The 26,351-nt window shown below is 33.4% G+C and carries 24 protein-coding genes; 1 reads left to right on the top strand and 23 read right to left on the bottom strand.

Annotated elements, in window-relative coordinates; genetic code table 11:
• Window positions 1-455: 455 nt before the first annotated feature.
• The 14 genes from lysS to nadA all read right to left on the bottom strand — a co-directional run bounded on the left by lysS (window position 456) and on the right by nadA (window position 13,343).
• A complete protein-coding gene (lysS, locus tag BMX60_RS07610; protein ID WP_091350886.1) occupies window positions 456-1,913 on the bottom strand; it encodes a lysine--tRNA ligase in 1,458 nt (485 codons plus the stop codon).
• Between the two features lie 97 nt (window positions 1,914-2,010).
• A complete protein-coding gene (gene greA / locus BMX60_RS07605) occupies window positions 2,011-2,484 on the bottom strand; it encodes a transcription elongation factor GreA (protein WP_091350882.1) in 474 nt (157 codons plus the stop codon).
• A 158-nt stretch (window positions 2,485-2,642) separates the two neighbouring features.
• A complete protein-coding gene (locus tag BMX60_RS07600) occupies window positions 2,643-3,746 on the bottom strand; it encodes a polysaccharide biosynthesis protein (RefSeq protein WP_091350880.1) in 1,104 nt (367 codons plus the stop codon).
• Window positions 3,739-4,665: a quinate 5-dehydrogenase gene (locus BMX60_RS07595; protein WP_091350878.1), complete on the bottom strand. Its 927-nt coding sequence runs from the start codon at window positions 4,663-4,665 to the stop codon at window positions 3,739-3,741. The genes BMX60_RS07600 and BMX60_RS07595 overlap by 8 nt, the downstream gene beginning before the upstream one ends.
• Before the next feature lie 18 nt (window positions 4,666-4,683).
• Window positions 4,684-5,205, bottom strand: coding sequence for a transcriptional regulator (locus tag BMX60_RS07590; RefSeq protein ID WP_091350876.1), 522 nt, complete (start codon window positions 5,203-5,205; stop codon window positions 4,684-4,686).
• A gap of 102 nt (window positions 5,206-5,307) precedes the next feature.
• Window positions 5,308-6,282, bottom strand: a complete 975-nt coding sequence (dusB, locus tag BMX60_RS07585; RefSeq protein ID WP_091350874.1) for a tRNA dihydrouridine synthase DusB — start codon at window positions 6,280-6,282, stop codon at window positions 5,308-5,310.
• A 49-nt stretch (window positions 6,283-6,331) separates the two neighbouring features.
• Window positions 6,332-6,817 carry a hypothetical protein gene (locus BMX60_RS07580; RefSeq protein WP_091350873.1) on the bottom strand — a complete coding sequence of 162 codons (486 nt, stop codon included), beginning with the start codon at window positions 6,815-6,817 and terminating at the stop codon, window positions 6,332-6,334.
• A 23-nt stretch (window positions 6,818-6,840) separates the two neighbouring features.
• A complete protein-coding gene (locus BMX60_RS07575) occupies window positions 6,841-8,430 on the bottom strand; it encodes a sensor domain-containing diguanylate cyclase (RefSeq protein WP_091350871.1) in 1,590 nt (529 codons plus the stop codon).
• Window positions 8,431-8,463: 33 nt separating this feature from the next.
• Entirely contained in the window at window positions 8,464-8,850 is a 387-nt protein-coding gene (locus BMX60_RS07570; protein WP_091350869.1) for a CoA-binding protein, read from the bottom strand.
• 11 nt (window positions 8,851-8,861) lie between these two features.
• Window positions 8,862-9,074 (bottom strand): hypothetical protein, encoded by a 213-nt coding sequence (locus tag BMX60_RS07565; RefSeq protein WP_091350868.1) that lies wholly within the window; start codon window positions 9,072-9,074, stop codon window positions 8,862-8,864.
• A 77-nt stretch (window positions 9,075-9,151) separates the two neighbouring features.
• Window positions 9,152-9,919 (bottom strand): type III pantothenate kinase, encoded by a 768-nt coding sequence (locus tag BMX60_RS07560; protein WP_091350866.1) that lies wholly within the window; start codon window positions 9,917-9,919, stop codon window positions 9,152-9,154.
• Between the two features lie 16 nt (window positions 9,920-9,935).
• Window positions 9,936-10,778 carry a carboxylating nicotinate-nucleotide diphosphorylase gene (nadC, locus tag BMX60_RS07555; RefSeq protein ID WP_479722606.1) on the bottom strand — a complete coding sequence of 281 codons (843 nt, stop codon included), beginning with the start codon at window positions 10,776-10,778 and terminating at the stop codon, window positions 9,936-9,938.
• A 16-nt stretch (window positions 10,779-10,794) separates the two neighbouring features.
• Window positions 10,795-12,399 (bottom strand): L-aspartate oxidase, encoded by a 1,605-nt coding sequence (nadB, locus tag BMX60_RS07550; protein WP_091350863.1) that lies wholly within the window; start codon window positions 12,397-12,399, stop codon window positions 10,795-10,797.
• A 26-nt stretch (window positions 12,400-12,425) separates the two neighbouring features.
• A complete protein-coding gene (gene nadA / locus BMX60_RS07545) occupies window positions 12,426-13,343 on the bottom strand; it encodes a quinolinate synthase NadA (protein WP_207648419.1) in 918 nt (305 codons plus the stop codon).
• A gap of 141 nt (window positions 13,344-13,484) precedes the next feature.
• Between nadA and BMX60_RS07540 the strand changes: the two genes are divergently transcribed.
• Window positions 13,485-14,858, top strand: coding sequence for a CPBP family intramembrane glutamic endopeptidase (locus BMX60_RS07540; protein WP_091350861.1), 1,374 nt, complete (start codon window positions 13,485-13,487; stop codon window positions 14,856-14,858).
• Window positions 14,859-14,894: 36 nt separating this feature from the next.
• Here the strand turns inward: BMX60_RS07540 and BMX60_RS07535 are convergent, their stop codons facing one another.
• From BMX60_RS07535 to BMX60_RS07495, 9 genes are all read right to left on the bottom strand, one after another.
• Window positions 14,895-16,565, bottom strand: coding sequence for a formate--tetrahydrofolate ligase (locus BMX60_RS07535; protein WP_091350859.1), 1,671 nt, complete (start codon window positions 16,563-16,565; stop codon window positions 14,895-14,897).
• Window positions 16,566-16,654: 89 nt separating this feature from the next.
• The gene (gene hutI / locus BMX60_RS07530) at window positions 16,655-17,875 is read right to left on the bottom strand and encodes an imidazolonepropionase (RefSeq protein WP_091350858.1); all 1,221 of its coding nucleotides are present in this window, start codon (window positions 17,873-17,875) and stop codon (window positions 16,655-16,657) included.
• Window positions 17,876-17,878: 3 nt separating this feature from the next.
• Window positions 17,879-18,775, bottom strand: a complete 897-nt coding sequence (gene ftcD, locus BMX60_RS07525) for a glutamate formimidoyltransferase (RefSeq protein ID WP_091350856.1) — start codon at window positions 18,773-18,775, stop codon at window positions 17,879-17,881.
• 12 nt (window positions 18,776-18,787) lie between these two features.
• A complete protein-coding gene (gene hutU / locus BMX60_RS07520; protein ID WP_091350855.1) occupies window positions 18,788-20,434 on the bottom strand; it encodes a urocanate hydratase in 1,647 nt (548 codons plus the stop codon).
• Window positions 20,435-20,447: 13 nt separating this feature from the next.
• Window positions 20,448-21,971 (bottom strand): histidine ammonia-lyase, encoded by a 1,524-nt coding sequence (hutH, locus tag BMX60_RS07515; protein ID WP_091350853.1) that lies wholly within the window; start codon window positions 21,969-21,971, stop codon window positions 20,448-20,450.
• A gap of 124 nt (window positions 21,972-22,095) precedes the next feature.
• The gene (ftsH, locus tag BMX60_RS07510; protein ID WP_091350852.1) at window positions 22,096-23,928 is read right to left on the bottom strand and encodes an ATP-dependent zinc metalloprotease FtsH; all 1,833 of its coding nucleotides are present in this window, start codon (window positions 23,926-23,928) and stop codon (window positions 22,096-22,098) included.
• 59 nt (window positions 23,929-23,987) lie between these two features.
• Window positions 23,988-24,524 (bottom strand): hypoxanthine phosphoribosyltransferase, encoded by a 537-nt coding sequence (hpt, locus tag BMX60_RS07505; protein ID WP_091350850.1) that lies wholly within the window; start codon window positions 24,522-24,524, stop codon window positions 23,988-23,990.
• Window positions 24,525-25,889 (bottom strand): tRNA lysidine(34) synthetase TilS, encoded by a 1,365-nt coding sequence (tilS, locus tag BMX60_RS07500; protein WP_091350849.1) that lies wholly within the window; start codon window positions 25,887-25,889, stop codon window positions 24,525-24,527. It abuts the gene before it with no gap.
• Between the two features lie 170 nt (window positions 25,890-26,059).
• Complete coding sequence (locus tag BMX60_RS07495) at window positions 26,060-26,305, bottom strand: hypothetical protein (RefSeq protein ID WP_207648380.1); 246 nt, start codon at window positions 26,303-26,305, stop codon at window positions 26,060-26,062.
• Between the last annotated feature and the right edge of the window lie 46 nt (window positions 26,306-26,351).

Genomic DNA, 26,351 nt, shown 5'->3' with positions numbered 1-26,351 from the left:
TGCATGTGTGAGGCATGCCGCCAGCGTTCGTCCTGAGCCAGGATCAAACTCTCCATAAAAATTGAAAGTTTTCCCTGACTTAAACTCAAAGTTTTCGATGCTGTTTAGTTTTCAAAGAACTTTATTTTTTGTTTCGCTGTCATCATTGACTGCAGAAATTATATTATCATATTCTTTATTTGTTGTCAACACTTTTTTGTTTTTTATTTTGCTTTTTTATTGTTTTTTTAAAAAGTGTTTTAACACCAACGAATGATATAATATCAAATTATTTGAGATAACTCAAATGTAATTTATTCCAATTTGGTAGCTGTAAGTTAGTTGTGTAATCATCATAGCTGAAAGAAAGATATAATTTAAGTCGAGGAGATAGATTTAAGGACTAATTATATTATAAAAAAATTATATAAGGAAGAAAGGGTCAATTTTACCCTTCTTCCTTTTTAATATAAATCTTAATCTCTCCTCTTTAAAGTAGGGAATAATAAAACATCTCTAATTGAGCTACTATTAGTGAGAAGCATTACCAGCCTATCTATACCTATCCCTAGTCCTCCTGTAGGAGGCATACCATATTCAAGGGCAGTAACAAAGTCCTCATCCATCATATGAGCTTCGTCATCTCCTGCTTCCCTTTCTTTTACTTGGTTTTCGAACCTTTCTCTTTGGTCGATGGGGTCATTTAACTCAGAAAAAGCATTACACAACTCCCTTGCATATATAAAACCTTCAAATCTATAAGTTAATCTGGGATCTTCTTTCTGAGCTTTGGCTAAAGGAGAAATGTCTTTAGGATGCCCAATAACAAAAATTGGTTGAATTAACTTACTTTCGACATATTCCTCAAAGAACCAGTTAACAATCTTACCCCATGTCCAGTTACCATTTTCCGTATCTAATCCTTTTTCTCTAGCTATTTTAAGGGCTTCTTCATCATTCAAAGTTAAAAAATCTATACCAGTATACTCTTTAACTAAGTCAGTCATAGTTGCCCTTCGCCATGGTGGAGAAAGATCAATTTTTTCACCTTGATACTCTATTAAGGTAGTACCTAAAACTTCCTTTGCTACATGAGCTACTAAATTTTCAGTAATTTCCATCATATCTTTATAATCTGCATATGCTTGATATAGCTCCATCATTGTAAATTCAGGATTATGCTTTGTAGATATACCTTCATTTCTAAAGTTTCTATTTATTTCAAAGACCTTTTCAAAACCACCGACAATTAAACGCTTTAAATATAGTTCAGGGGCTATCCTTAAATATAAATCCATATCTAAAGTGTTATGATGGGTAATAAAAGGTCTAGCAGAAGCTCCTCCTACTACAGGATGCATCATCGGAGTTTCTACTTCATAAAAACCTAAGTTTTCTAGATAATTTCTTATTGAACGTAAAATTTTACTTCTCTTAATGAAAGTATCCATAACATCTTCATTAATAATTAAATCAACATATCTTTGGCGATATCTAAGTTCAACATCTTTTAAACCATGCCATTTTTCTGGTAATGGCTGTAGAGATTTAGCAAGCATAGTAATATTGTTCGCTTTAACAGAAATCTCGCCTTTCTGGGTTTTAAAAACAATACCTTGTACCCCAATAATATCCCCAACATCTAGACTTTCAAATAATTGATAATTCTCGTCCCCAAGGACATCTTTTCTTCCATACACTTGAACTTGACCATTAAAATCTTTAATATTTAAAAACCCTGCTTTTCCATGACCTCTTTTGGCCATAATGCGACCAGCAATTTTAACTTCTTGACCTTCTAAAGCTTCAAACCCTTCTAAAATCTCACTAGTTTTATGGGTAGGTTCATATTTTTCACCATAGGGTTCTATCCCTTGCTCATAGAGCTTTGCTAATTTCTCCCGTCTGATTTTCTGTAACTCATTTAGTTCCATTTGTTCCACATAACTCACTCCTAATTTATATAATATCCTAATATATGAGTGCAGTAACCAAGTAAGTAAATTAAAACCCCCGAAAATGTATACAAAATTATTTAATAGAAATAATTTTGTACTTTATTGTCCCTTCAGGTACCGCAACCTCAACAATACTTCCCACTGGCTTACCGATGATGGCTTTACCAACCGGAGATTCATTAGAGATCTTATTGTCGTTTGGATTAGACTCTGCAGACCCGACAATAGTATATTCTAAATCTTCGTCATACTCTAAATCCTTTAGCACAACAGTACACCCTACATTTACTACTTCTCTATTAACATCACCTTCATCAATAATCTTTGCATTTCTTAACATCTTTTCTAAAGTCAAAATTCTTCCTTCGACGAATGCTTGCTCATTTTTAGCATCATCATATTCTGAGTTTTCGCTTATGTCCCCATAACTAATTGCAACTTTAATTCTTTCAGCTACTTCTCTACGTTTAATTGACTTGAGATACTCTAATTCTTCTTCAAGTTTTTTTAAACCTGATGGTGTTAAAATAATTTCCTTATTACTCATGTCAGTCTCTCCTTTTTAAAATAGTATCTGTTACATGATGATATGTAATTTTGCTATAAATTATTCACAATATACCTAACCTAAAATACGAATAACAAGCACCAAAAGTAAAATCCTTTTAGTGCTTGCAAATATTATAAGTGACTTATAACCTTTTGTCAAACTCTTACAACTTTTTTTTCATAATTTAATAAATTAATTTTAGCATTTTCCTTTATTTTTTCTATTTGTTCATCGGTTACAGCCCTTTCAAAACTTCTAAACCCTGCTAATTTAAAACCATGTTTTTTTGCTAATTGACTAATTTCCTCAAGTTGCTCATAGGTTAAATCCCTTCCTAAAGTAAAACTTTCAAATTTTTCTTCTAGGGCTAAAATCATGGTTTCTGCCATGCAAGCATAGGCAGTTTTAGGGGGGAAGCCAAAGTTAAAATTAAAATTTACATCACCTGGAACTTCAATAAGTCCTCCCTCAATAACTAAAACATCATTTCGTTTTTCCTGAACTTGTTTGGAAACATCCCTTGGCCTTGCTACATCACAAATAACTGCACCAGGTTTTAAAAATTCTGGTTGGATTATTTGATCAACGGCAGCTGAGACGGAAACAATGACATCAGATTTATTTATACATTTATGTAAATCACAGTATATTTTTACATTATTTTTTGTTTCATCATAAATCCTTCTAGCTAAAGATTCTAGCTTCTCTTCATTTCTACCAACCAAATTTAGATTTCTAACTTTACCAGCTAATACCCTAGAAATTAAAGAACCAATAGATCCCGTTGCTCCAACTACAGTAACTTCACAATTTTTAAAATCATATCCCATGATATTTGCTGCTTTTTCTGTCCCTTCTAATGCTGAGGCTACAGTATAGCTATTACCAGTTGTCACAGGAATATTCAAATTTTTCGCTATGGTTATTCCAGCGTCTCCAACAACTGAAGTCATTGCTCCCAATCCTACTATTTTGGCCCCTAATTTTTCTGCTAATTTCCCAGCTTTAATTATCTTTTTATATACAAAATTCTGGGGCAATTTCACAATTTGTTCACTAGTTAGTGTGCAACCAACAAAATAACCTTCAGTAGAATTATAATCTGATTCTACACCGACAATATTCGAAACTTTTATTGGTGGTAAGATCTTTACTAGATTTTCCGTAAATACTGGTGGCATTTTCTTTAAAAAAGGAAACTTGCGATACATATCTGATAAATCTATAGGATGTACAATAAAGGCAAATTTATTATCCATGAGCCAATTCCCTCCCTAATTGGTCAGCCTTAAATTTTAAAACCCTTGGCTTAAAATCAACTTTATCTAGAAGTTCTTCATATTGCTCCTCCGATAATGGAAACTGGCCTGATAATGCTACTAAGACTCCCTCCATGACATTGGTACCAAAAGAACGACCATTTAATTCAGGTGTAGTTGTGACAAGTGTATCCACACCTGCTTTATTTAAAAATTCCACATCCTTAGTTGTTACAGTATTAGTAATTATCATTTTGCCCTGTAAATTCTTAGGCATGTGTTTTTTTATATAGTGGAAATCACCGGCTATGATATCTGCCCACTGAAAAACTTTAGCATATTTAAGTTTATGTTGATTTTGTTTTGAACCTGTGGGATAGATGAATTTAAAAGGTAGATGTTTAACAACTGGCATTAATATTTCTGCTAAACGGTATAAAACATTGATATTATCAATTTTAATAGGTATCCCTAAACTAAACATTAAATCTCCATACACCATATTAGAGCCAAATTCTTCAAATGTTTGAGTCATACCAAATCTATCTAAAGCACAGACCATTAAAACATTTTTATTTTTAAATTCCCAATTAGTACTTTTTAAATACTTTAACACCCTTCGTTCAAGGGTATTTTTTAGTCCTGAACCATCGACCACTGGGGTTTTTTTAGCACATGCGGCAATTTTTTCTGCATCTTTTATAATGTATCTTTTTTTACCGGCATAAAGGTATAAATCAATCCCCCCTAGACCAAAGGCATCTACTTTACCATCAAGACTTTTTATTAGTTCTTTCATTTTCTCGATACTTCCATCAGTACCTACCCGCTCTATTTCAAAATCTATACCTAAAATATTTGTGCGAACTTTATGATCTCTGTCACTAGAACCTAAACTAACACTGACTACCCTCTTCATTATTAATTACACCCCATTCTACACTATATTTTGAAAAACTCTATCTAAATATTCTAGATCTACATAAACATCTTTCTTTATAGGGGATTCTCCTATATTAATCCCAATTACTTCATTATCCAATAAAGATTCTAAAACCTTGATTCTCATATCGGACCCCATAAGAATTACTGTATCATATTTTCGTATTTCTCCTACTATCTTAATTAGTTGGTCAAATAATTCAAGGCCTGTTTGGGAGATTAGAAATTCCCATCTTTCCTTCTCACTTAATAAAAAAACATAATTTACTCCGTATTTTTGGGCTAGATCTCTTACCTCTTGAGCATTACCAATAGGAAAACCAACTAAGGCTATGGTTTTTCCCTTTCGTACTTCTCCTAAAGATTCTATTCTCGAAATAAAAGTTCTATCAGTATTAATTAAGTTCGCTACTTCTGCTTGTGAATGCCCTAAAGATCGCATAGTTAAAATTTTATCTATGTACTTAATTATTTTTTCTCTACTTATTGTTTTATCATTTATCTTATAAAAATCCATTAAACCCACCCCTAAATATTGTGCACAAAAATGTTTACAATTATTATAATTTAAATTATTATAAAGCACAAGATTTTAGAACTAAAAATTGGAAAAACGCCTTTATGGCGTCTTGGTTAATTCTAATTTATATTGTAATAGTGTTTTTTCTACTTCTTCTAAAGTATCTAAAGTATTTATTATATTTCTTATTTCTGAAGCTTTGGGTAAACCTTTCAAATACCATGCCAGATGTTTTCGCATTTGCCTTACTCCTAAATATTCACCTTTATATTTAACATGTTCTCTTAAATGATAGAGGGCTGTTTCTATTTTATCTACTGCCGATGGCTCTTTAGTTATTATACCTGTTGTAAGATACTGATATGTTCTACTAAAGATCCATGGATTTCCCATAGCCCCTCTACCAATCATTACTCCATGGCATTTTGTGTAATCCAACATTTTTTTAGCATCTTCCGGTGTAAAGATATCACCATTGCCTATGACAGGAATACTAACTGATTCCCTTACCCTTTTAATTATATCCCAATCTGCTTTGCCACTATAAAATTGTTCCCTTGTTCGACCATGAACAGCTATAGCACTTACTCCTTCACTTTCAGCCATTTGAGCATATTCTATTGCTATAATACTAGAATTATCCCAACCTTTTCTTATCTTAATTGTTACAGGTACAGAGGAGTTTTTCACTACTTCTCTAATGATAGCCCTCCCTTTGTCTATATCTTTTAACAAAGCGGCTCCTTCACCATTTTTTACAATTTTAGGTGCTGGACAACCCATATTTATATCTATAAAGTCAGCACCCTTTTGCTGAACAAAATCTACAACCTTACCAAATTCTTCAGGATTATTTCCAAATATTTGAACCGTTATGGGATGTTGATCATCGGTAATATCGATTATTTCTCCGGTCCTTTCTGTACCAAAGATAAGGCCTTTAGTACTGACCATTTCTGTGTATAATAAGCCACAGTTATGATTTTTTACTATTTGCCTAAAGGTTTTATCCGTTACTCCAGCCATTGGTGCTAAAACCAGTGGATTTTCCCTTAATATATCTTTTATATTCATTTATTACCCTCCAAAAAAATAGTTATAGGGTGCCCTATAACTATTATACCTAATTGATATAATTATTAAAATTAGTTTCTTTAAGCCGTTTTTTAACTTCAAATAAAAGTAGATTTTTAGTAGATGGATGTTTAAACTTATATTTTTTAATATATTCATACTGCTCTTTACTAATTTTATTTTCTCCTAATAGACTATCTAAAGCAGGTAAATCAAATCTTTGTTCTAAAAGTTCTGCAACTAGCTTCTTATTTTGACCCTGATTTAAGTAGACTTGGATAGCTAAAGGTACTGTATCGAAAATTCCTTTGGAAACATACTCCACATGTAAATTCTTATCTAATTCATCTTCCTTAATCTGCTTGGAAAGAGAGATGTAATAAACTATTCTTTCTGGCGAGAAGGACATTTCACCTATAGTAATATCACTTCCTTCTGGAAGTAACCTAGATTCTAACTTGGTTGTTCCTCTAAAAATAGTTACTTTAAAACTTAAAAATATAAACATTAAATAGGCAAAAATGATTATAATCATAGTTTTTACCACCTTTTTTAGTTTTAAGTGATGGTATCTTTTCCTGAAATCTTAGATATTTTTAATTTACTATCTGCATGGCAAAACAGTTCCTCACCCGTATTGGCATCTGTAGGATAAAGGGCCAAACCTATACTCAAAGTTAAGGGCTTCTGTACTACTCCGTTAAAATTTAAGGATACTTTTTTTACTTCTTCTTGGATTTGAACTGCTAATTCCTTCCCTTGAATACGGGAATAATTGGGTAATATAATAGTAAATTCATCACCACCATACCTACAAGGGATTCCTTTACTTCCCACTACTTTCTTGATACTTTCTCCAACAGAAGATAAAATACTATCTCCACAAGCATGACCATAAATTTCATTGAATTCTTTAAAATCATCTATATCAATTACTAAAAGGGCAAAACTTTGTTTTTCATTAATTAATTTAGTTAATTGTTCCTTAAAAAACCTATGATTATATAGACCTGTTAAACCATCGGTTATAGCTAACCCAGCAAATTTTTCATAAAGCATAATGTTTTCAATAGCCAAAGCCCCTTGATTAACTAATGTTATCAAGGAATCCATATCTTCATCGGTAATTGGTTTACCATTAAATTTGTTATCTACTAAAATAACTCCTATAGCCTGTTTCTTAGCTATCAAAGGAACTATAGCATAATCGGTAAATTTTAATGCTACTAAACTTTCCCCTAATAAATTAGGATCTGCTTTAACCTTCTTTATCGGCTCTCTATTTAGTAAGGATTTAATAAGGGGATTATTTCCATCTGTTAACTGTAAGGTAATTTTTCTTATAAAATCGTTTAAAGATTCATCAACTTCATCTTCAACGGCAATAACATCTGATAAGGAATTTTGAGTCCTAACTACATTGCCCCAGATTCTATAGGCTTCTTGCTGAGATAGTGGTCCAATAGCCATTTCACCTTGCAAAACTTTTTTACCATCTTTCTCTTTTACTAAAAAGAGAAGACCTCTATTAAAGCCTAATCCATAACCGGCAGTTATAGCAGTTAAAACTATTTTATTTACTTTTTTTAAATTTGTAGTTGTTTGCATTAGATTACCAATTTCTTTGAGAAGGGAAAGTTCGTTAATTTTACTATGTAATTTCTCTAACCAATCTTGATTTTTATTATTAGCTTCTTCTGTTTTTGCTATAAGAAAGCAAAATACTAAATTTATAATACCTAATACTATTATGTTATGTATAATTTCAAAAGAAGACATTGGACCTAATAAAAAAACTAGATAATAATTCAATATTGCTAATGAAAAAATTATAAATCCACCTGTCACTCCATAAGCTAATACCGCTAAAACCATAGGAAATAAATAAAATATAACATTGACACTACTGTATTGCCCAACACTCAAAACTATTATCTGGGTTAATATAAAGGAGCCTGTTACTACTGCTAATTTAAAAAGTTTGGGGTAGTATACTTTTATAAAATTAGTAAGTATAGAAATACATAGACTGGATAAGAAAATTATAAATTTACCAATCAAATTCAACTGAATTGATTGATCCATAAAGAACAATAATCCAATAACTATAATTAGGTTTATTAAAATCAAGAGCTTGTCCTTTTTCACTAGAGATTTACCTCCATAAAGGAATCTAAAAACTTAAATATTTCTTAATTCCACTAAAACACATCCATCTGCTACTACATCATAACCTTTTGCCTGTGCATAGTCCACTAATTCTTGGTCAAAACTTCCAGGTTGAAACCACAGTATAGTACTTTTAGGTATAATCCCACTATCAATCACTTGTAACCCAATAGGTTTAGGTACCACAAAGTCTATAACATCAGGTATTTCTGGTAATTGTTTTAGATCTTTATACGCCTTTAATCCTAGAATTTCACCCTCTTTAGGATTTAAAGGGTAAACGGTTTTCCCTTTCTCCTTTAAAGCTTGTGTTATCTTATAACCAAATTTTTCTGGATCATTGCTTGCTCCTAAAACAGCCCAAACTTTAGCTTTTATTACCTGTTTTTTATCCGCCATATTTCCACTCCTTATATGTTATAAAGTATAATCAGTAAAATCATTAAAAGATTTAACCAAAAAATAAATGATAGATTATTTCCTAGCCTTGCTGATTTTATAGCTTTTTTTAAATAACTCTCCCCCACCTCAAAGGTAAGGGGATTATTTCTATTTATTATAAACTCTGACAATACTACTAATCCTAAACTTATAGTAAATAGAGTTAATAACTTAATAAACACCATTATCCCCCCTTCTATTACAATATAATTATATAATATCAGGGAGGAATTTACTATATTATTCTAATAATTCTTTATTATTTTTTATTTTTCTCGTATAGTATTCTTAATCCTTCAAGGGTTAAATAAGGATCGATATAATCTACTAAAGGACTTTGATCTGCCACTAGTTTCCCTAATCCCCCAGTAACAACTACAATGTATTTTTCATTAGTTTCTTGAGAAATCCTTTGGATTAAACCTTCTAGCTGACCCATATATCCATAAATTATTCCACTTTGCATACTAGTTATAGTATTCTTGCCAATAATACTTTCTGGTTTAGTTAATTCTATCCTAGGAAGTTTAGCTGCCCTTTCAAATAAGGCTTCCGTTGATATACCTATTCCCGGTGCTATACAGCCCCCTAAATATTCACCTTTTCTATTTATTACACAAAAGGTAGTAGCTGTTCCATAATCAACAACTATGGCAGGTGTCCCATATTTATGAATAGTTGCCACAGCATTAACTATACGATCTGCTCCAACCTCTCTAGGATTTTCTGTTTTTATTGGCATAGATGTTTTTATTCCTGGACCAACCACTATAGGTTCGATATTAAAATATTTTTTAGCCATTTTTTGTAAAGCCGGCATCACCGGTGGTACGACAGAAGAAATAATAATACCATTAATTACAATATTCTCTAACCCATTATGGATAAATAAATTCTTTAAAATAATACCATATTCATCCTCTGTCCTACTTCTAGTAGTAGATATTCGCCAATTATGGATTAACTTTTCCCCTTGAAATAACCCAATAACAATATTGGTGTTTCCTACATCTAAGGCTAATAACATACCTTCCTCTCCTATCCTATGACTTTTTATCAAACATATCCAAGCTAATATCTAGTGCTTTATAAGAATGGGTTAAAGCTCCAACGGAAATATATTTAACTCCTGTTTTCGCCACTTCTTCTATTGTCTCTAGGGTAATACCTCCAGATGCCTCTGTAATCGCTTTATCACCTATAATTTCAACTGCTTTTTTTAAGTTTTCAATAGTCATATTATCTAACATGATAATATCCGCCCTTGCCTCTAATGCTTCCTTTACTCCTTCTAAAGTTTCTACTTCTACTTCAATTTTCATAGTATGGGGTATTTTTTCCCTTACTTTTTGAACTGCTTTAGTTATGGAACCAGCAATTTTTATGTGATTATCTTTTAACATTACTGCATCATATAACCCAAATCTATGGTTCCTTCCTCCACCTACAGTAACGGCATATTTTTCTAATAGCCTTAACCCAGGGGTAGTTTTTCTTGTATCTGTAACAAAGGCATTGTAATTTTTAATTTTCTCTTGGTATGTATAAGTCATTGTCGCAATTCCCGATAATCTTTGTAGTAAATTTAACGCTAATCTTTCTCCTTTTAAAATAGTACTAGCTTTTCCTGCAACCTTTGCTATTACTTGACCACTTTCTACAAATTGACCTTCACTAACTAATTTATAAAAATTCACATCACTATCTATTAACTTAAAGACAGTCTCCGCCACATCTAAGCCACAAATTATTCCCTTTTCTTTAACATGGATAATAGCTTCGGCAAAATGATTGTGATCACAAATATACTCTGTACTTAAATCTCCATGGCCTAAGTCTTCTATTAGAAATTTTTCAATCTGCTTTTTTAACAAAATATTATTCATCTCCATGCTCCTCCTACTAGATTTCAGAGTAAAATATCTTTTTATCGATATTGAAGTTAATATGTTTTTTCCACCTTTTATCAGCCTTAGGGTAATCTTCCCGGAAATGTCCTCCTCTACTTTCTGTCCGAATTAGAGCACCTTGGGCTAGTAACAGACTGACTTGTAACATATTGATAGTTTCAAAATCTTCTACATCTTTTGGCATAGATAACTCTTTAGTTAATTGTTCTAATCGATTAGTTAGTTTTGTTAACCCATTCTGATCTCTTTTCAATCCTGCATATTTCCACATTAACTCTTGAATTTCTCCCCTTATACTTCTAGGTTGGATAACTCCAGTAAAGATATATTTAAATTTTGGCAAATTAATTTTAATATTATTATCTAATTCCTTTTCTATATTTTTATTTATATAGTCTGCAATATTTTGACCATAAACCAAAGCCTCCAATAAAGAGTTACTAGCTAACCTATTGGCACCATGTAAACCTGTACTAGTTACTTCACCACAAGCTAACAATCCTTTAATATTAGTTTTTCCTTCTTTATCTACTACTACTCCCCCCATAAAATAATGGGCGGCTGGAGCAACAGGGATCATTTCTTTAGGAACATTTATACCAAATTCACGGCAGGTTTTATAAATAGTAGGAAATCTTCTCTCCATGTTTTCTTCAGTCATATGGGAAACATCTAAAAATAAATATTCAGTATTGCTTTTTTCCATTTCCTCTAACATTGCCCTTGATACAACATCTCTAGGTGCCAAATCCTTACTTTCATGGTATTTAGCCATAAATGCTTCTCCATGATGATTAACTAAGATAGCACCCTCTCCCCTAACGGCTTCAGATATCAAAAATCTAGGGGCTTTAGGTAATACTAAGGCAGTTGGGTGAAATTGAACGAATTCCATATCCCTAATATCAGCCTTTGCCCTATAAGCCATGGCAATACCATCAGCCGTTGCTACTTCTGGATTAGTTGTATACTTAAATAACTGCCCTGCTCCCCCTGAAGCTAACACTACATAGTTTGCAAGGAGTAATGTTATCCCATGATCTTTGTAAATAAAGACTCCTTTTGCTTCTCCATCCACTGTATAAATATCAATTATAAATGTGTCTTCTAATAAAGTAATGTTATTTCTCTCTTTTATCCTTGCTGTTAGGGTTTCCCTTATAACTCGGCCTGTCCCATCACCGCTGGCATGAAGAACCCGCCTTCTACTATGGGCTCCTTCCCTAGTTAGGGCTAATTGCCCTTGCTGGCGGTCAAAGGGAACTCCATAGTAGAGTAGGGCCTGTATTGCTTTAGGCCCCTTATTAACAACCTCATTTACCACATCAATATTACATAATCCATGTCCAGCATTTATCGTATCTTTAAAGTGTAATTGCGGGGAATCTTTCTCACAAATAGCTGCTGCAATACCCCCTTGAGCTTGTTCGGTATTGCTATCTGTTAATTTCTTTTTAGTAATTATGGTAATATTACAACTAGATTTTAGTTGCAAACCCACAAATAAACCTGCAAGACCAGCTCCTATAATTGCTACATCGGTCTTTTCAATTTTTAAATTTTCTTTTTTAAAATCAGCCAAATATCTTGGTATCACTGTTATAACCCCCAATTAGAAGGCCTTTATTTTACCTCTAACATTCTATCTAGAGCTTTCTTAGCTTTTAATCGAATTTCCTCATCCACTGTAATTACCGGCTCTAAGGTTAATAAAGATTTATAGACCTTCTCTAACGTATTTGCTTTCATATTGGCACAAATTAAGTTTTTACTTGGGAAAATAAATTCTTTATCAGGAAATTGCTTTCTTAAAGCATGGCCAAGGCCTTCTTCTGTCCCTATAATATATGTTTTAGCATCGGTTTTTTCAATGTATTTAAACATTCCACTAGTACCTGTTACTTCATGGGCAACTTCTACGACTTCCCTTGGACACTCTGGATGAACAACTATTTTAGCATGGGGATAATCCTCATAAGCTTTTAAAACTTCCTCCTTAGTCAACCTATCATGGGTATAACAATAACCTTCCCAAGGAATAATGGTTTTATCAGTCATTTTTGCAATATAATCTGCCATATTTTTATCTGGTACATATATAATTTTATTGTTAGATATAGAATTTACTACTTTTAAAACATTGGCAGAAGTACAGCAAATATCACATTCTGCTTTTACTGCTGCCGTAGTATTAACATAGCCGACAACAGTAGCATCGGGATGTTTTTTCTTTAATTCCCTTAATGAATCAACATCTGCCATATCAGCCATTGGACACCCTGCTTTAGGTTCTGGTAATATTACAATTTTATCTGGACTTAAAATAGCGGCACTTTCCGCCATAAAATGAACCCCACAAAAGACTATGACATCTGCATCTGTCTGTGCAGCTTTTTGACTTAATCCAAAGGAATCTCCTACAAAATCAGCAATGTCCTGAATCTCCGGACGTTGATAATAATGGGCTAAAATAATTGCATTTTTTTCTTTCCTTAATTTATTTATTTCAGAATGTAGTGTATTAAAATCTTTAATAGCCACTTATAACACTCCCTTAATCATATTAATATAATAATTGTATACCCTTGTACAAATATTGTCAATTTAAGGTTTTAGGCAGGAATTAAGTAAATATTAGCGAAATATTATTATGATAGTAAATTTTTTAAGTGGAGGAATACTATGTTCAGTATAATTAAAGTAATATATAAAAATCCCATTGGTAAAACCTTTTTAGGCTTAATTTTTGCCTTTTTGTTTGGTATATCTGCCTTAAGTTTATCTATTACTTTTAGCGAACAGTTAGGAATTCTAGATACCCCATATAATATTAAGGAAACCTACAAGTTCCACACATGGACTATAAATTTCGATTTCTTGACATTAGAATTCCCTAAAGGTGGTTATGTAATTCCCGGTTACCATAACGACCGGATCTCTTCTATTTTAATTATAGCAGAAGGTACAGCTACCTTTGAAGCTACAGACTCTTTTAAAGAGTTTTCTCCTTATGAATTTCCTTTTGAATTGGAAATATCAGAAGTGATACTACCGATTCACCACGAAGATTTCGAAAGAATAAAAGGTGATACTATTTTTATCCAAGAAGAAATCACTTATCCTGTGAATTATTTAGAAGAAAGACTAGAAAGTGTTAAGTCTTTATTGTATAGTTCAAATATCTTAGGTGTTAATAGAATAATTCCCCCTAGCCCCCGTTCTGTAATGATTAAATTTATTTCTCCTTTAGATGGTGAAATCAATTACTCTGAAGGGGAAAAAATTACATTTAATTCCCAAGAAATCAGTTACTCTTTTAATCATTCCATAGGTGAAAAACTTTACCCATTACCATATACCCTAGAAATCAATATTTTATATAACTTTCTTTTACTACTTGCCTTTTTAGGTTTAATAGCCTTCTTAACAACTGACTATAGTTCTGAAAAAAAGCAATCTATTAATTACTTAGATAAAATTTCCTCCCAAATCCACTTAGCAGTTTTTATAATTTACAGTTTAGGAATCAAATGGTTAAGTTCATATTATGACTTAGAACTTGCTATTCAAGGAATTTTATACTTAATACCTGTACTATATTTAGGTTATTGGGTGATTATTGCAAAAGTTCCTTTAATAGATTTAGGTATTACTTACAAAAAAATAATTAAAAGTATTTTTGTCCCAATAGTGATTTTCTACTTGTTATTTATATCTACAACCTTCCAGTTAGTTCCTGAAAATAGCTATACAACAATTTCATTGTTATCAATTCTGTTAGTAATCTTATTACAACAGGTTATATTTAGAGGTTTTATACAATTTACCTTAGAAACTTTTATAGGAAAATGGCCAGGAATAATTGTTACCTCAACGATATTAGCTGCCTTTTTCCTCATTACACCTTTACAAAATAATCAGATCTCAGTCTTAACCTTTTTCAGCTATTGGGCTGTTTCTTTAATAGTAACTTACAGTTACCATAGAACTAAAAATATAGTAACTCCATCTATCTTAATATTATTTTTAAGCCTATTTATTACAAATCTATATTAAAAATCCCCCTAACCTACTAGGTCAAGGGGGATTTTTTTAGAATAATCCTGTAATTACACCATTTTCATCAATATCCATTTTAGTTGCTGCAGGAACTTTAGGTAAACCAGGCATTGTCATTATCTCTCCCGTTAGGGCAACTATGAATCCTGCTCCAGCAGAAACTTTAACTTCCCTTACAGTTATCTCGAAATTTTCTGGTCTTCCTAATAGGTTCGGATCATCAGATAATGAATATTGAGTTTTGGCCATACAAATAGGCATTTTATCTAAATTTAATTTTTCTAATTGTTTTATACTGGTCTCTGCCTTTTTCTCAAAAATTACACCTTTAGCTCCATAAACTTCCTTTGCTATAATTGTTATTTTTTCTTTTATAGATAATTTTTCATCATACAATACTCTAAAATTGCTCCTTTGTGTTTCTAAAATATCAACTACTTTTTGAGCGAGGTCTATACCACCTTCTCCACCTTTTGCCCAAACTTCTGATAAAGATACTAATATTCCCATTTCCTCACAACGCTTTAAAATATAATCTATTTCTTTATCAGTATCACTAGGGAATTTGTTGATAGCAACTACCAGAGGTACTCCAAACTTTCTAACATTTTCTATATGTTTCTCTAAGTTACTGAACCCTTTTGCCAAAGCATCGAGATTTTCAGTAGTTAACTCATCCTTCTTTAATCCACCATGCATCTTAAGGGCTCTAACTGTTGCCACAATTACCACAGCATCAGGTTTTAAATTAGCATATCTACATTTAATGTTAAAGAACTTCTCTGCCCCTAAGTCTGCACCAAAACCAGCTTCAGTTACTACATAGTCTGCCAATTTTAATGCTAATTTTGTAGCTGTAACACTATTACAGCCATGGGCTATGTTAGCAAAGGGACCTCCATGAATAAAAGCAGGAACATTTTCAAGGGTTTGAACTAAGTTTGGTTTAATGGCATCTTTTAAAAGTAGAGCCATAGCTCCATGGGCTTGCAGGTCTTTAGCGGTTACAGGTTTCTTATCATAGGTATAACCTACTATTATTTTCCCTAAACGCTCTTTAAGATCCATTAAGTCATTGGATAAGCATAAGATGGCCATTACTTCAGAAGCCACAGTAATATCAAAACCATCTTCCCTTGGAACACCTTGGGCAATTCCACCTAATCCAATTACAATATTTCTTAAAGCCCTTTCATTCAAATCCATAACCCTCTTAAAGGTAATTCTTCTTGGATCAATATTGAGTTCATTACCCTGATGTATGTGATTGTCTAGCATAGCTGCTAATAGGTTGTGGGCAGTAGTAATAGCGTGAAGGTCTCCTGTAAAGTGAAGATTTATATCTTCCATGGGAACTACCTGAGAGTACCCACCACCAGCAGCTCCACCTTTAACTCCCATACAAGGTCCTAAGGAAGGTTCCCTTAAAGCAATAATGGTCTTCTTCCCTATTTTTTGTAAGCCTTGTCCTAATCCCACGGTAGTAGTAGATTTTCCTTCACCTGCTGGAGTTGGATTAATGGCCGTCACCAAAATCAACTTACCATCTGGATTATTTTTTACCCTTTCCCAAACTTTTAAAGAAACTTTGGCTTTATAGTTACCATAAAGCTCTACTTCCTCTTCTTTTAACCCGATGGTTTTTGCCACATCCATAATAGGTTTCATTTTCGCCTGTTGAGCAATTTCAATATCAGATTTCATAATAAACCCTCCTCATTAATGTTGTCCCCTTGTAACATTCGCCATATTGCCTAAAAAATCCTTTATTGTGCAAAAATTAACACACTTTTCTAAACAACTTTTATTCCCCTTTTATAAACAGCTTGGACGTGATTAATTCCAAAATGATAAGGTATATAATCTACATTATCACAATCAAAAATGACCAAATCTGCAATTTTCCCTTTTTCAATACTTCCTCTATCATGGGCTAAATCAAGGCTATGGGCAGCATTAATTGTAAAGGCCGCTAAAGTTTGTGCCGGAGTAAGTTTTAAGTTTAAACAGGCTAAGGTCATAATTAACTGTGGATTTTCAGTAGGACAACTGCCAGGGTTATAATCTGTAGCTAAAGCAATGGCTACTCCTTTATTGATCATTTTCTGGGCAGGGGCATATTTTTTTGACATGAGGTTAAAGGAAGTACCAGGAAGTAAAACGGCAATTGTTTTTGACTTGGCTAACTCCTCTATCCCCTCTTCATCTATAGCTAAAAGGTGATCTGCAGATACGCACCCGATTCTTGCTGCTAATTGTGCCCCCTTTGTAGAAACTATTTCATCGGCATGGATTTTTAATTTAAACCCATATTCCTTAGCTTTAAGGAGTATTTTTTCACTTTGTGCTACGGAAAATACCCCTTCTTCACAAAAAACGTCACAAAACTCAGCATACTCTTTAACAATAGGGAGCATTTTAATAACTTCCTCTACATATCCGTCAGGATTTTCCTTGTATTCCAATGGAATTGCATGGGCACCTAAAAAAGTATTAACTACATCTACTGGATGTTGGCTATTAAGAATCTGTCCTGCTTTTAATTGCTTTAATTCTGTTTCTAAGTTTAACCCATAGCCACTTTTGTTTTCTACTGTAGTAATGCCCATAGATAACATTCTATCTAAGCTTTTTCTACTTTGTTTTAATAAATCCTCAAGGGAAGCTTTTTGGGTTTGTCTAACGGAACTTAATATTCCTCCACCTTCTTTTAGGATTTCCATATAAGGTTTTCCCTGTATTCTCCAAATATACTCCCCTTCTCTGCTACCATAATGTACTAAATGGGTATGGGAATCGATTAAACCAGGTGTAATTAATCTACCCTGGACATCTATTATTTGGTAATCAGGCGGAATTGGGAGATCCTTTCCAACTTCTTTAATATAACCATTTTGGACTAAAATTGTTCCCCCTTTTATTAATCCCAAGTCCCCAAAGTTTTCACCTCTCTGGGGACTTAAAGTATACCCTTGGAAAGTAGCAATATTTCCATTAACAAAGGCCAGTTTCATAACTTACACCTGATACAATCTATTTTCTAAAATTTGGTCTTTCCTGAAGTTTTCAAGGCCTAGATAATATTCCACACTTTCCACAAGGGCATCCATAGGTACTAAACCTATTATTTCTGAGCCAACCACTGATACACCATATCTCTGGGCCTCAATTTTTATTAACTCTACTGCTCTATAAAGGGGAGTTTTCTTATAATCCACCATATTCATAGAAACTTGGACTATACCCCTCTCTTTTAGTTCAACTCCCATGGCTTTAACACTGTGTAATCCTCCACCAGAAAGGCGAACATTTTTAGCTATTTTTTCTGCTATAGTTAAATCTGATGTGTTTAAATTAACATTAAAAGCTACTAAAGGCATCCTTGCCCCTACTGCCGTTGCCCCTGATTTTGGATTAAATTCTTTGGGACCATAATCAGGATACCATTTGGGGTCTTCCATTTTTTTAGCTAAACCTTCATATTCACCTTTTCTAACATTAGCTAGATTTGTTCTATGGCTTCCTGTTGCAGCTTTTTCGTAAAGGTATACTGGAATACCAAGTTCATCTCCAATTCTCTTTCCTAGCTTATTTGCTAACTCTATACATTCATCCATAGTAACATCTTTTATAGGGATAAATGGAACGACGTCAGTAGCCCCCATTCTAGGATGCTCACCTTGATGTTTAGTCATATCTATTAACTCTGTAGCCACTTTTATCCCAGCAAAAACCCCATCAACAATTACTTCTTTAGAACCTACTAAAGTAACTACACTTCTATTATGGTCTTTATCAGAGGAATAGTCTAACACTCTAACCCCTGGCACACTTTGAATTCCTTCCACTATTTTTTGTATAACCTCTTGATTCCTTCCTTCACTAAAATTAGGTACACATTGAACTATACTCATTTAAAACCCCTCCTATTTATTTAACATTGGAATTTTAATCCCATGTTTGATAGCATGATCAACAGCTTCTTGATAACCGGCATCTACATGTCTAACTACTCCCATTCCTGGATCAGTGGTAAGTACTCTACTCAATCTTTCATCAGCCTCTTCAGTTCCGTCAGCAACCACTACCATACCAGCATGAATAGAATAACCTATTCCTACACCACCACCATGATGAACTGATACCCAACTAGCCCCTGCCACACTATTTATCAAAGCGTTAAGAATTGGCCAGTCTGCCACTGCATCACTACCATCTTTCATTCCTTCTGTTTCTCTATTAGGTGAGGCCACAGAGCCACAATCAAGGTGATCTCGACCTATAACTATCGGCCCTTTAACTTTTTTCTCTCTTACCAGTTTATTTAACGCCAAACCAAATTTGGCCCTTTCTCCATAGCCTAACCAACAGATCCTAGCAGGCAATCCTTGGAATTGAACTTTTTCCCCAGCCATTTCTATCCATCTAATTAACCTTTCTTGATCAGGAAACATTTCTTTAACTAACTGATCTGTAACCTTAATATCTTCTGGATCCCCTGATAAAGCAACCCAACGGAATGGACCTCTACCTTCACAAAATTGAGGTCTAATATATGCTGGGACAAATCCCGGGAAATTAAAAGCATTTTTTACCCCATATTCATAAGCATATTGGCGAATATTGTTACCATAGTCAAAGACAATTGAACCTTTTTCTTGCATTTCTAGCATTGCCTTTACATGAATAGCCATACTTTCTTTAGCTAAATGAATATATTTTTCAGGGTCTGTTTTTCTCAACTCTTCTGCTTCTTTTAATGTCATTCCTTTAGGAATATATCCCCCCAATGGATCATGGGCAGAAGTTTGATCTGTAACGACATCTGGTATTATTCCTCTATTCAATAGTTCCGGTAAAATTTCCGCAGCATTTCCTATAAGACCAATAGATAATGGTTGTTGTTTTTCTTTACTTTCTAGTGCCCATTCTAAACATTGATCTAGGTTATCTGTTACTTTGTCACAGTACTTTGTATCTACCCTACGCTGAGCCCTATGGGGATCAACTTCAATAACAATAGCTACACCTTTATTCATCGTTACAGCAAGGGGCTGGGCTCCCCCCATTCCTCCAAGACCAGCAGTAACTACTAATTTCCCTGCTAAATCTCCACCGAAATGTCTTTTCCCCACTTCTGCAAAGGTTTCGTAAGTTCCTTGTAATATTCCCTGGGTTCCAATGTAAATCCAGCTACCTGCAGTCATTTGCCCATACATCATTAACCCTTTATCTTCTAGTTCCCAAAATTTATCCCAGTTTGCCCAAGCCGGTACTAAAAGGGAATTAGCTATTAATACCCTAGGAGCATTTTTATGTGTTTTAAATACTGCCACTGGTTTTCCCGATTGTACTAACATTGTTTCGTCATCTTCTAATTCCTTTAAAGTGTTAACAATGGCATTAAAACACTCCCAGTTTCTCGCTGCTTTACCTGTCCCACCATATACTACTAAATCCTCTGGTCTTTCTGCCACTTCCGGGTCCAAGTTGTTCATCAACATTCTCAAAGCCGCTTCTTGTTGCCATCCTTTACAAGTTAACTGACTTCCCCTTGGAGCTCTAATTTCCATATAAATTCCTCCTTTATTTTAAATTGATGTGATTTGATACAACCTTTAAAACAGCACCAGTTTTTATTAATTCTGCACATTTATTTATATCTTCGTGTAACTCTCTGTCTTCAACTAGTTTACTCACTTTACTACGTACTAAGTCATAAATTTCTCTGGTTATAGGAGACATTTTTTCCGGTTCTTTAAAATCTAAGGCCTGGACAGCACACAAAAGTTCAATTGCTAAAACATTTATTGTATTTTCTACCACCCTTAAGGCTTTTCTGGCAGCTATAGTTCCCATACTAACATGATCTTCTTGATTTGCAGAACTAGGTATTGAGTCCACAGAAGCAGGGGTAGATAGTCCTTTATTTTCTGAAACTAAGCTTGCCGCTACATACTGTGGTATCATAAAACCGGAATTCACCCCCCCATCTTCTACTAAAAATGCTGGCAAACCACTTAATTGGGGATTTACTAAGCGTTCTATTCGCCTTTCTGATATATTAGCAAACTCAGAAATAGCTATAGCTAAAGTATCCATGGCTATTGCCAATGGTTGCCCATGAAAGTTCCCACCTGAAATCACCTGACCTTCGTCGGAGAAAATTAAAGGATTATCTGTAACTGAATTTACTTCAGTTAAAACAACTTTTTTAACATAATCAAGGGCTTCCCTTGAACCTCCATGAACTTGTGGAATACACCTTAAAGTATAAGGATCTTGTACCCGTAACTCCCCTTGTCGTGAAACTAACCTGCTATGTGCTAATAAGTTCCTTAAGTTTTCAGCACTATCCTGCTGCCCTTTATGGGGACGTATTCTACTTACTTTTGGATGGTATGCATCTATTATCCCATTTAAAGCTTCACAAGTTAAAGCAGCAATTATATCAGCTAATTTTTTAATTTCTTCAGATTTCTTTAATGCCAAAACTCCACAAGCTGTCATAGCTTGTGTACCATTAATTAAAGCTAATCCTTCTTTTGCCTTTAGCTCTACTGGATGTAGTCCTACAGCCTTTAAAGCTTTTATTCCTGGTACTATTTCGCCATTTAGATATGCTTTTCCTCTCCCAATCATGACCAAAGCAATATGTGCTAAAGGTACTAAATCCCCACTAGCCCCTAAAGAACCTTGTGAAGGTACTAAAGGTATAATGTTATTATTTATCATTGCCAATAAAAGCTCTAATGTTTCCATAGTTATTCCAGAATATCCTTTAGCTAAAGAGTTGGCCCGGAGAAGCATCATAGTCTTTACTACATCCTGGGGAAATGGTTCTCCTACTCCACAAGCGTGGCTAATAATTAAATTAAGTTGGAGCTGAGCAGTATTTTCCTTTGATATAAATACATCACTAAATTTGCCAAATCCTGTAGTTATTCCATATACTATTTTCCCTTCTTCAATTATTTCTTCAACATATTTACGGCTATTTAAAACTTGTTCCCTACCTTTAGGGGATAAAGCCACCGAAACATTCTCAAACACTACCTTATGTATTTCTTCAATCGTTAGTGAGGTTCCATCGAGAAACACTTTTTCCATTTATTTCTTTCCTCCTTTAGCGTGGTCAAGGGTAAAACAATACGGGGGTTGATACTTCATCTTTCTTGAAATATCAACCCCCTTTCCTAAGAGAAAATCATTTAGTTTTTAGGTTTTTATTTTTCTATTTTTCTGTTTCCTCAAGTGTTATTTCTTCAGTTTTTTCAGAGTCTGTCTCCCCCATAAGTTTTAAAAACTCTTCCCGATTAATTGTCTCTTTTTCTAGTAAAGTTTTAGCAACTAAATCTAGTTTATCTCTATGCTCTTTGAGAATATCCTCTGCAACTTTGTAACATCTTTCAACAATAGCTTTAGTTTCTTTATCAATGGCAGATGCTACTTCTTCACTGTAATTTCTTTCCCTTGCTATATCTCTACCTAAGAAAACGTGGTCTTGCTTCTGGCCAAAGGTTAATGGACCTAATTTTTCACTCATACCAAACTCCATTATCATTTTATGGGCTAGCTGAGTGACCCTTTCTAAATCGTTTTGGGCACCGGTACTTATTTCATTTAATGCAATTTGCTCTGCAACTCTACCGGCTAACAACATAGATAATTTATCAAGGATTTCACTTTTAGACATAAAATATCTATCTTCTTTAGGGAGGGCTAATGTATAACCTCCTGCCCTTCCCCTTGGAACAATAGTAACTTTATGAATTGGGTCTGCATGTTCTAAAAAGTGACCAACTATTGCATGGCCAGCTTCATGGTATGCTACCAATTTATTTTCAGCCTCAGAGCGAACTTTCTTTTTCTTTTCTGGTCCTGCTATAACCCTATCAATGGCATTTTCTAAATCTTCCATACTAATTACCTTCATATTTTTACGGGCTGCTAAGAGAGCTGCTTCATTAATTAAGTTTTCTAAATCAGCTCCTGTAAAGCCAGGAGTCCTCTTTGCCAATATTTCAAGATTAACTTCTTTGCTTAAAGGCTTATTTCGACTGTGTATTTTTAGAATCTCTTCTCTCCCTTTTACATCTGGGGAATCCACAGTTATTTGTCTATCGAATCTCCCTGGTCTTAATAGAGCATTATCAAGAATATCAGGCCTGTTAGTAGCAGCCATCACAATGATACCTTCATTGGTCCCAAATCCATCCATTTCTACCAAAAGTTGATTTAGGGTTTGTTCCCTTTCATCATGTCCTCCCCCTAAACCTGCACCCCTTTGCCTACCCACAGCATCAATTTCATCAATAAATATTATACAAGGGGCATTTTTTTTGGCATTTTCAAATAAGTCTCTAACCCTAGAAGCTCCAACACCGACAAACATTTCCACAAAATCAGAACCACTAATACTAAAGAAAGGAACCCCTGCTTCACCGGCTACTGCCCTAGCTAATAGTGTTTTACCAGTTCCAGGAGGACCAAAAAGCAATACTCCTTTAGGTATCCTAGCTCCTAACTCAATAAATTTTTTCGGGTTTTTTAAAAAATCTACTATCTCTTCTAATTCTTCCTTTGCTTCATCTACACCGGCTACATCTTTAAAAGTTACCCTTTTTTGATTAGGGTCATGTAATTTGGCTCTACTTTTGCCAAAATTCATTACCCTACTTCCTCCACCTTGGGATTGTTGCATAAAGAAAAAGAATATTACTAATAACAACACAAAGGGTAATATATAAGTTAGTATAGAAACAAAGAAATTAGGTCTTTGAGGTGGTTGGATTTTAAACTGAATTTCCCGTAACAACGGTAAAATACTATTATACAACGGCTCATCAATGGTTGTGGTAAACTTTTGCCCACCAACTAATTCACCCCTAATAATCTGTTCATCCTTTTCGATAAACTTGACCTGACCTTGCTCAAGATAATCAATAAATTCACTAGTAGTTATTTCCTTCCGATCCGGTGGAGTTAAATCTAATCCCCCTTGTACAAAGGTAAAGATAACTAATAATAATAATATATATATACTTAAGCGACGATAATTTTTCATTCATGTCCTCCTCTCACGGATATGTCATTATTTTATCATATTTTGAGTATTATTACAATTTACTTAATAATATCCCCTTTAGGTATAAAGATATAAGGGATATTTCTATACTTTTCATCATAATCTAAACCATATCCCACTACAAAGTGATCATCTATAACAAAACCACTATAATCTGGCTTTATATCTACAGTCCTTCTGGCAGGCTTATCTAAAAGGGTACAAATTTTTAATGATGCCGGCTTTCTATTTTGAAGAATTTTAATTAAATAACTTAAAGTTAAACCAGTATCAATTATATCTTCAATAACCACCACATGCTTATCTTCAATAGATGCATCAAGGTCTTTGATAATCTTCACGATCCCTGAAGATTTTGTAGATGCCCCATAGCTAGAAACCGCCATAAAATCCATTTCAATAGGTATTGACATAGCTTTAGAAAGGTCAGACATGAACATTATCGCACCTTTTAATACACAAATAAATAAAACATCTTTTCCTTTATAATCGTTAGATAATTGTTGACCTAATTCCTTTACTTTTTGTTGAATTTCTTCTTCTGATATTAGTATCCTTTCAACTACTTTTTCCACTTATATTCCTCCATTCTCATTTATATACACATATAGTTTTTTACATGTATCTTTTTTTATATAGTAATTATAACTTACTCGGTAACCTAAAATAGCAATTACATTGTCTTCACTATCAGTTAATATAGGTATATTATCCCTTTCCTGTTTAGGTATCTTTAAATCTATAAAAAAGTCTTTTATTTTTTTCCTACCACCTGATTGGGATAACCTAATCCTATCACCATTTTTTCTACCTCTAATAACCAAGGGAAATGATAAATTATCCCCAGATATTATGTGGTTAGCTTTGCCTAAATCTTCATCTAGTTCTTCTTTTATTATTATTCTTTTATTGCCATAGATCACAGGTTGTTCAGGATAAACTGTAATTTCATCTCCTTTAAATTTTACATTTTCTTCTCTAAAAAAAGCAAGATTATTACTCCATTTGGTAAATAAAATTTTATTAGGCAGATGAATTGTTTTAGGTACTGGTGATGCACATACATCTATTATATCTAAAATATTTTGAGAACTAAAGTTTCTAAGGTCATATAAATCAGATATAATTCGCCTTATTACCCTAGCTATTATAGCTTTGTGGTAAGTCCCTAGCTTAGCATCTAATATTATATCATATTGGGAATACTTGTCTCTTTTTTTAATTACAGCTGATAATACTTGTTCAGTTTGTTGATTTAAATAATCTTCATCTAAATTTAAAATTTCAACATTTCCTAAAATTGTTCTTTTAAAACCACTCCCTAATTCCTTTTCTAAAAAGGGTATAATTTTTAATCTAAATTTATTTCTTAAATATTTTTCCTTTAGATTACTACTATCTATTCGATATTTTATATTATTTTCCTTTAGATAATTTAAAATCTCTTCTTTGCTGCATTTTAACAAAGGTCTTACTAAAGTAATACCATCATAATTATTTATGCTTTTTATACCGGTAAGTCCCGCCAAACCTGCTCCTCTAAAAAAGTTCATCAATACAGTTTCTAACTGATCATCACAATGTTGTGCTAATACTAAAATATCCGATCCTTGACTTTGGCAAACTTCTTTGAAAAATTGGTAGCGAATCTTTCTAGCTTGTTGTTGTATAGAACCTTGTTGTGGGATAGATCTTTTTTCAATAGTATAAGGCAAAATCAAATTTTGTGCAATGGATTTAACAAATTCTGCATCTTCTTCAGATTCTTTACCCCTTAGTCCATGATTAAGATGGGCAACATGTAATTTATATCCTAGTTGTGCAAGAATATGGAGTAATGCCACTGAATCAGGACCTCCAGAAACTGCAACTACCAAAACTTGATCATCATTTATATTTAATTTAGCCATTTCTTTTTTTACTAGATTAACTAGATCCATACCTACACCTCTAAATGTAACTTCATTATAGCTTATACTAAAGGAAAAATTAAAACATTTCAATAGTTTTTTTGAAGATTTATTATTAATATTGAATATTCCCTATCTACCACTGTATATACAATAAAATTATTCATAAAAAAAGCGCCATTCGGCGCACTTAAATTCATTTATATTTTATAGTGCTCTCCATGAACTCCTATATAATCTTTGGGATACATTTCTGCTCCACAACTCTCACAGCTAAATCTAGGTGGTATTGATGTATCTCCATCATCCATCATATCAAAGTATTCCACTACTTCCTTGGGAACTTTTTCTACAATCTTGCACCCCAAACAAACATACTCTATAAAATTCTTTAAGTTCACTTTTTGTGGACTCTTTTTCTTGTTACCTTTTTTCTTCTTACTCATCAGTTCATCCCCTTTGTTCTAATTTTAGACACACTACCCCCTTGGT

It is taken from the genome of Anaerobranca gottschalkii DSM 13577, assembly GCF_900111575.1.
Lineage (GTDB): Bacteria > Bacillota > Proteinivoracia > Proteinivoracales > Proteinivoracaceae > Anaerobranca > Anaerobranca gottschalkii.
Note: the sequence above shows the minus strand (reverse complement) of the source record. Positions and strands in the feature narration are given on the sequence as shown.

Coding starts and splice junctions, on each gene's coding strand:
- lysS (WP_091350886.1), bottom strand. CDS start 1,913: ATGGAACTAAATGAGTTACAGAAAATCAGACGGGAGAAATTAGCAAAG.
- greA (WP_091350882.1), bottom strand. CDS start 2,484: ATGAGTAATAAGGAAATTATTTTAACACCATCAGGTTTAAAAAAACTT.
- BMX60_RS07600 (WP_091350880.1), bottom strand. CDS start 3,746: ATGGATAATAAATTTGCCTTTATTGTACATCCTATAGATTTATCAGAT.
- BMX60_RS07595 (WP_091350878.1), bottom strand. CDS start 4,665: ATGAAGAGGGTAGTCAGTGTTAGTTTAGGTTCTAGTGACAGAGATCAT.
- BMX60_RS07590 (WP_091350876.1), bottom strand. CDS start 5,205: ATGGATTTTTATAAGATAAATGATAAAACAATAAGTAGAGAAAAAATA.
- dusB (WP_091350874.1), bottom strand. CDS start 6,282: ATGAATATAAAAGATATATTAAGGGAAAATCCACTGGTTTTAGCACCA.
- BMX60_RS07580 (WP_091350873.1), bottom strand. CDS start 6,817: ATGATTATAATCATTTTTGCCTATTTAATGTTTATATTTTTAAGTTTT.
- BMX60_RS07570 (WP_091350869.1), bottom strand. CDS start 8,850: ATGGCGGATAAAAAACAGGTAATAAAAGCTAAAGTTTGGGCTGTTTTA.
- BMX60_RS07560 (WP_091350866.1), bottom strand. CDS start 9,919: ATGTTATTAGCCTTAGATGTAGGAAACACCAATATTGTTATTGGGTTA.
- nadC (WP_479722606.1), bottom strand. CDS start 10,778: ATGAATAATATTTTGTTAAAAAAGCAGATTGAAAAATTTCTAATAGAA.
- BMX60_RS07540 (WP_091350861.1), top strand. CDS start 13,485: ATGTTCAGTATAATTAAAGTAATATATAAAAATCCCATTGGTAAAACC.
- BMX60_RS07535 (WP_091350859.1), bottom strand. CDS start 16,565: ATGAAATCTGATATTGAAATTGCTCAACAGGCGAAAATGAAACCTATT.
- hutI (WP_091350858.1), bottom strand. CDS start 17,875: ATGAAACTGGCCTTTGTTAATGGAAATATTGCTACTTTCCAAGGGTAT.
- ftcD (WP_091350856.1), bottom strand. CDS start 18,775: ATGAGTATAGTTCAATGTGTACCTAATTTTAGTGAAGGAAGGAATCAA.
- hutU (WP_091350855.1), bottom strand. CDS start 20,434: ATGGAAATTAGAGCTCCAAGGGGAAGTCAGTTAACTTGTAAAGGATGG.
- hutH (WP_091350853.1), bottom strand. CDS start 21,971: ATGGAAAAAGTGTTTCTCGATGGAACCTCACTAACGATTGAAGAAATA.
- ftsH (WP_091350852.1), bottom strand. CDS start 23,928: ATGAAAAATTATCGTCGCTTAAGTATATATATATTATTATTATTAGTT.
- tilS (WP_091350849.1), bottom strand. CDS start 25,889: ATGGATCTAGTTAATCTAGTAAAAAAAGAAATGGCTAAATTAAATATA.
- BMX60_RS07495 (WP_207648380.1), bottom strand. CDS start 26,305: ATGAGTAAGAAGAAAAAAGGTAACAAGAAAAAGAGTCCACAAAAAGTG.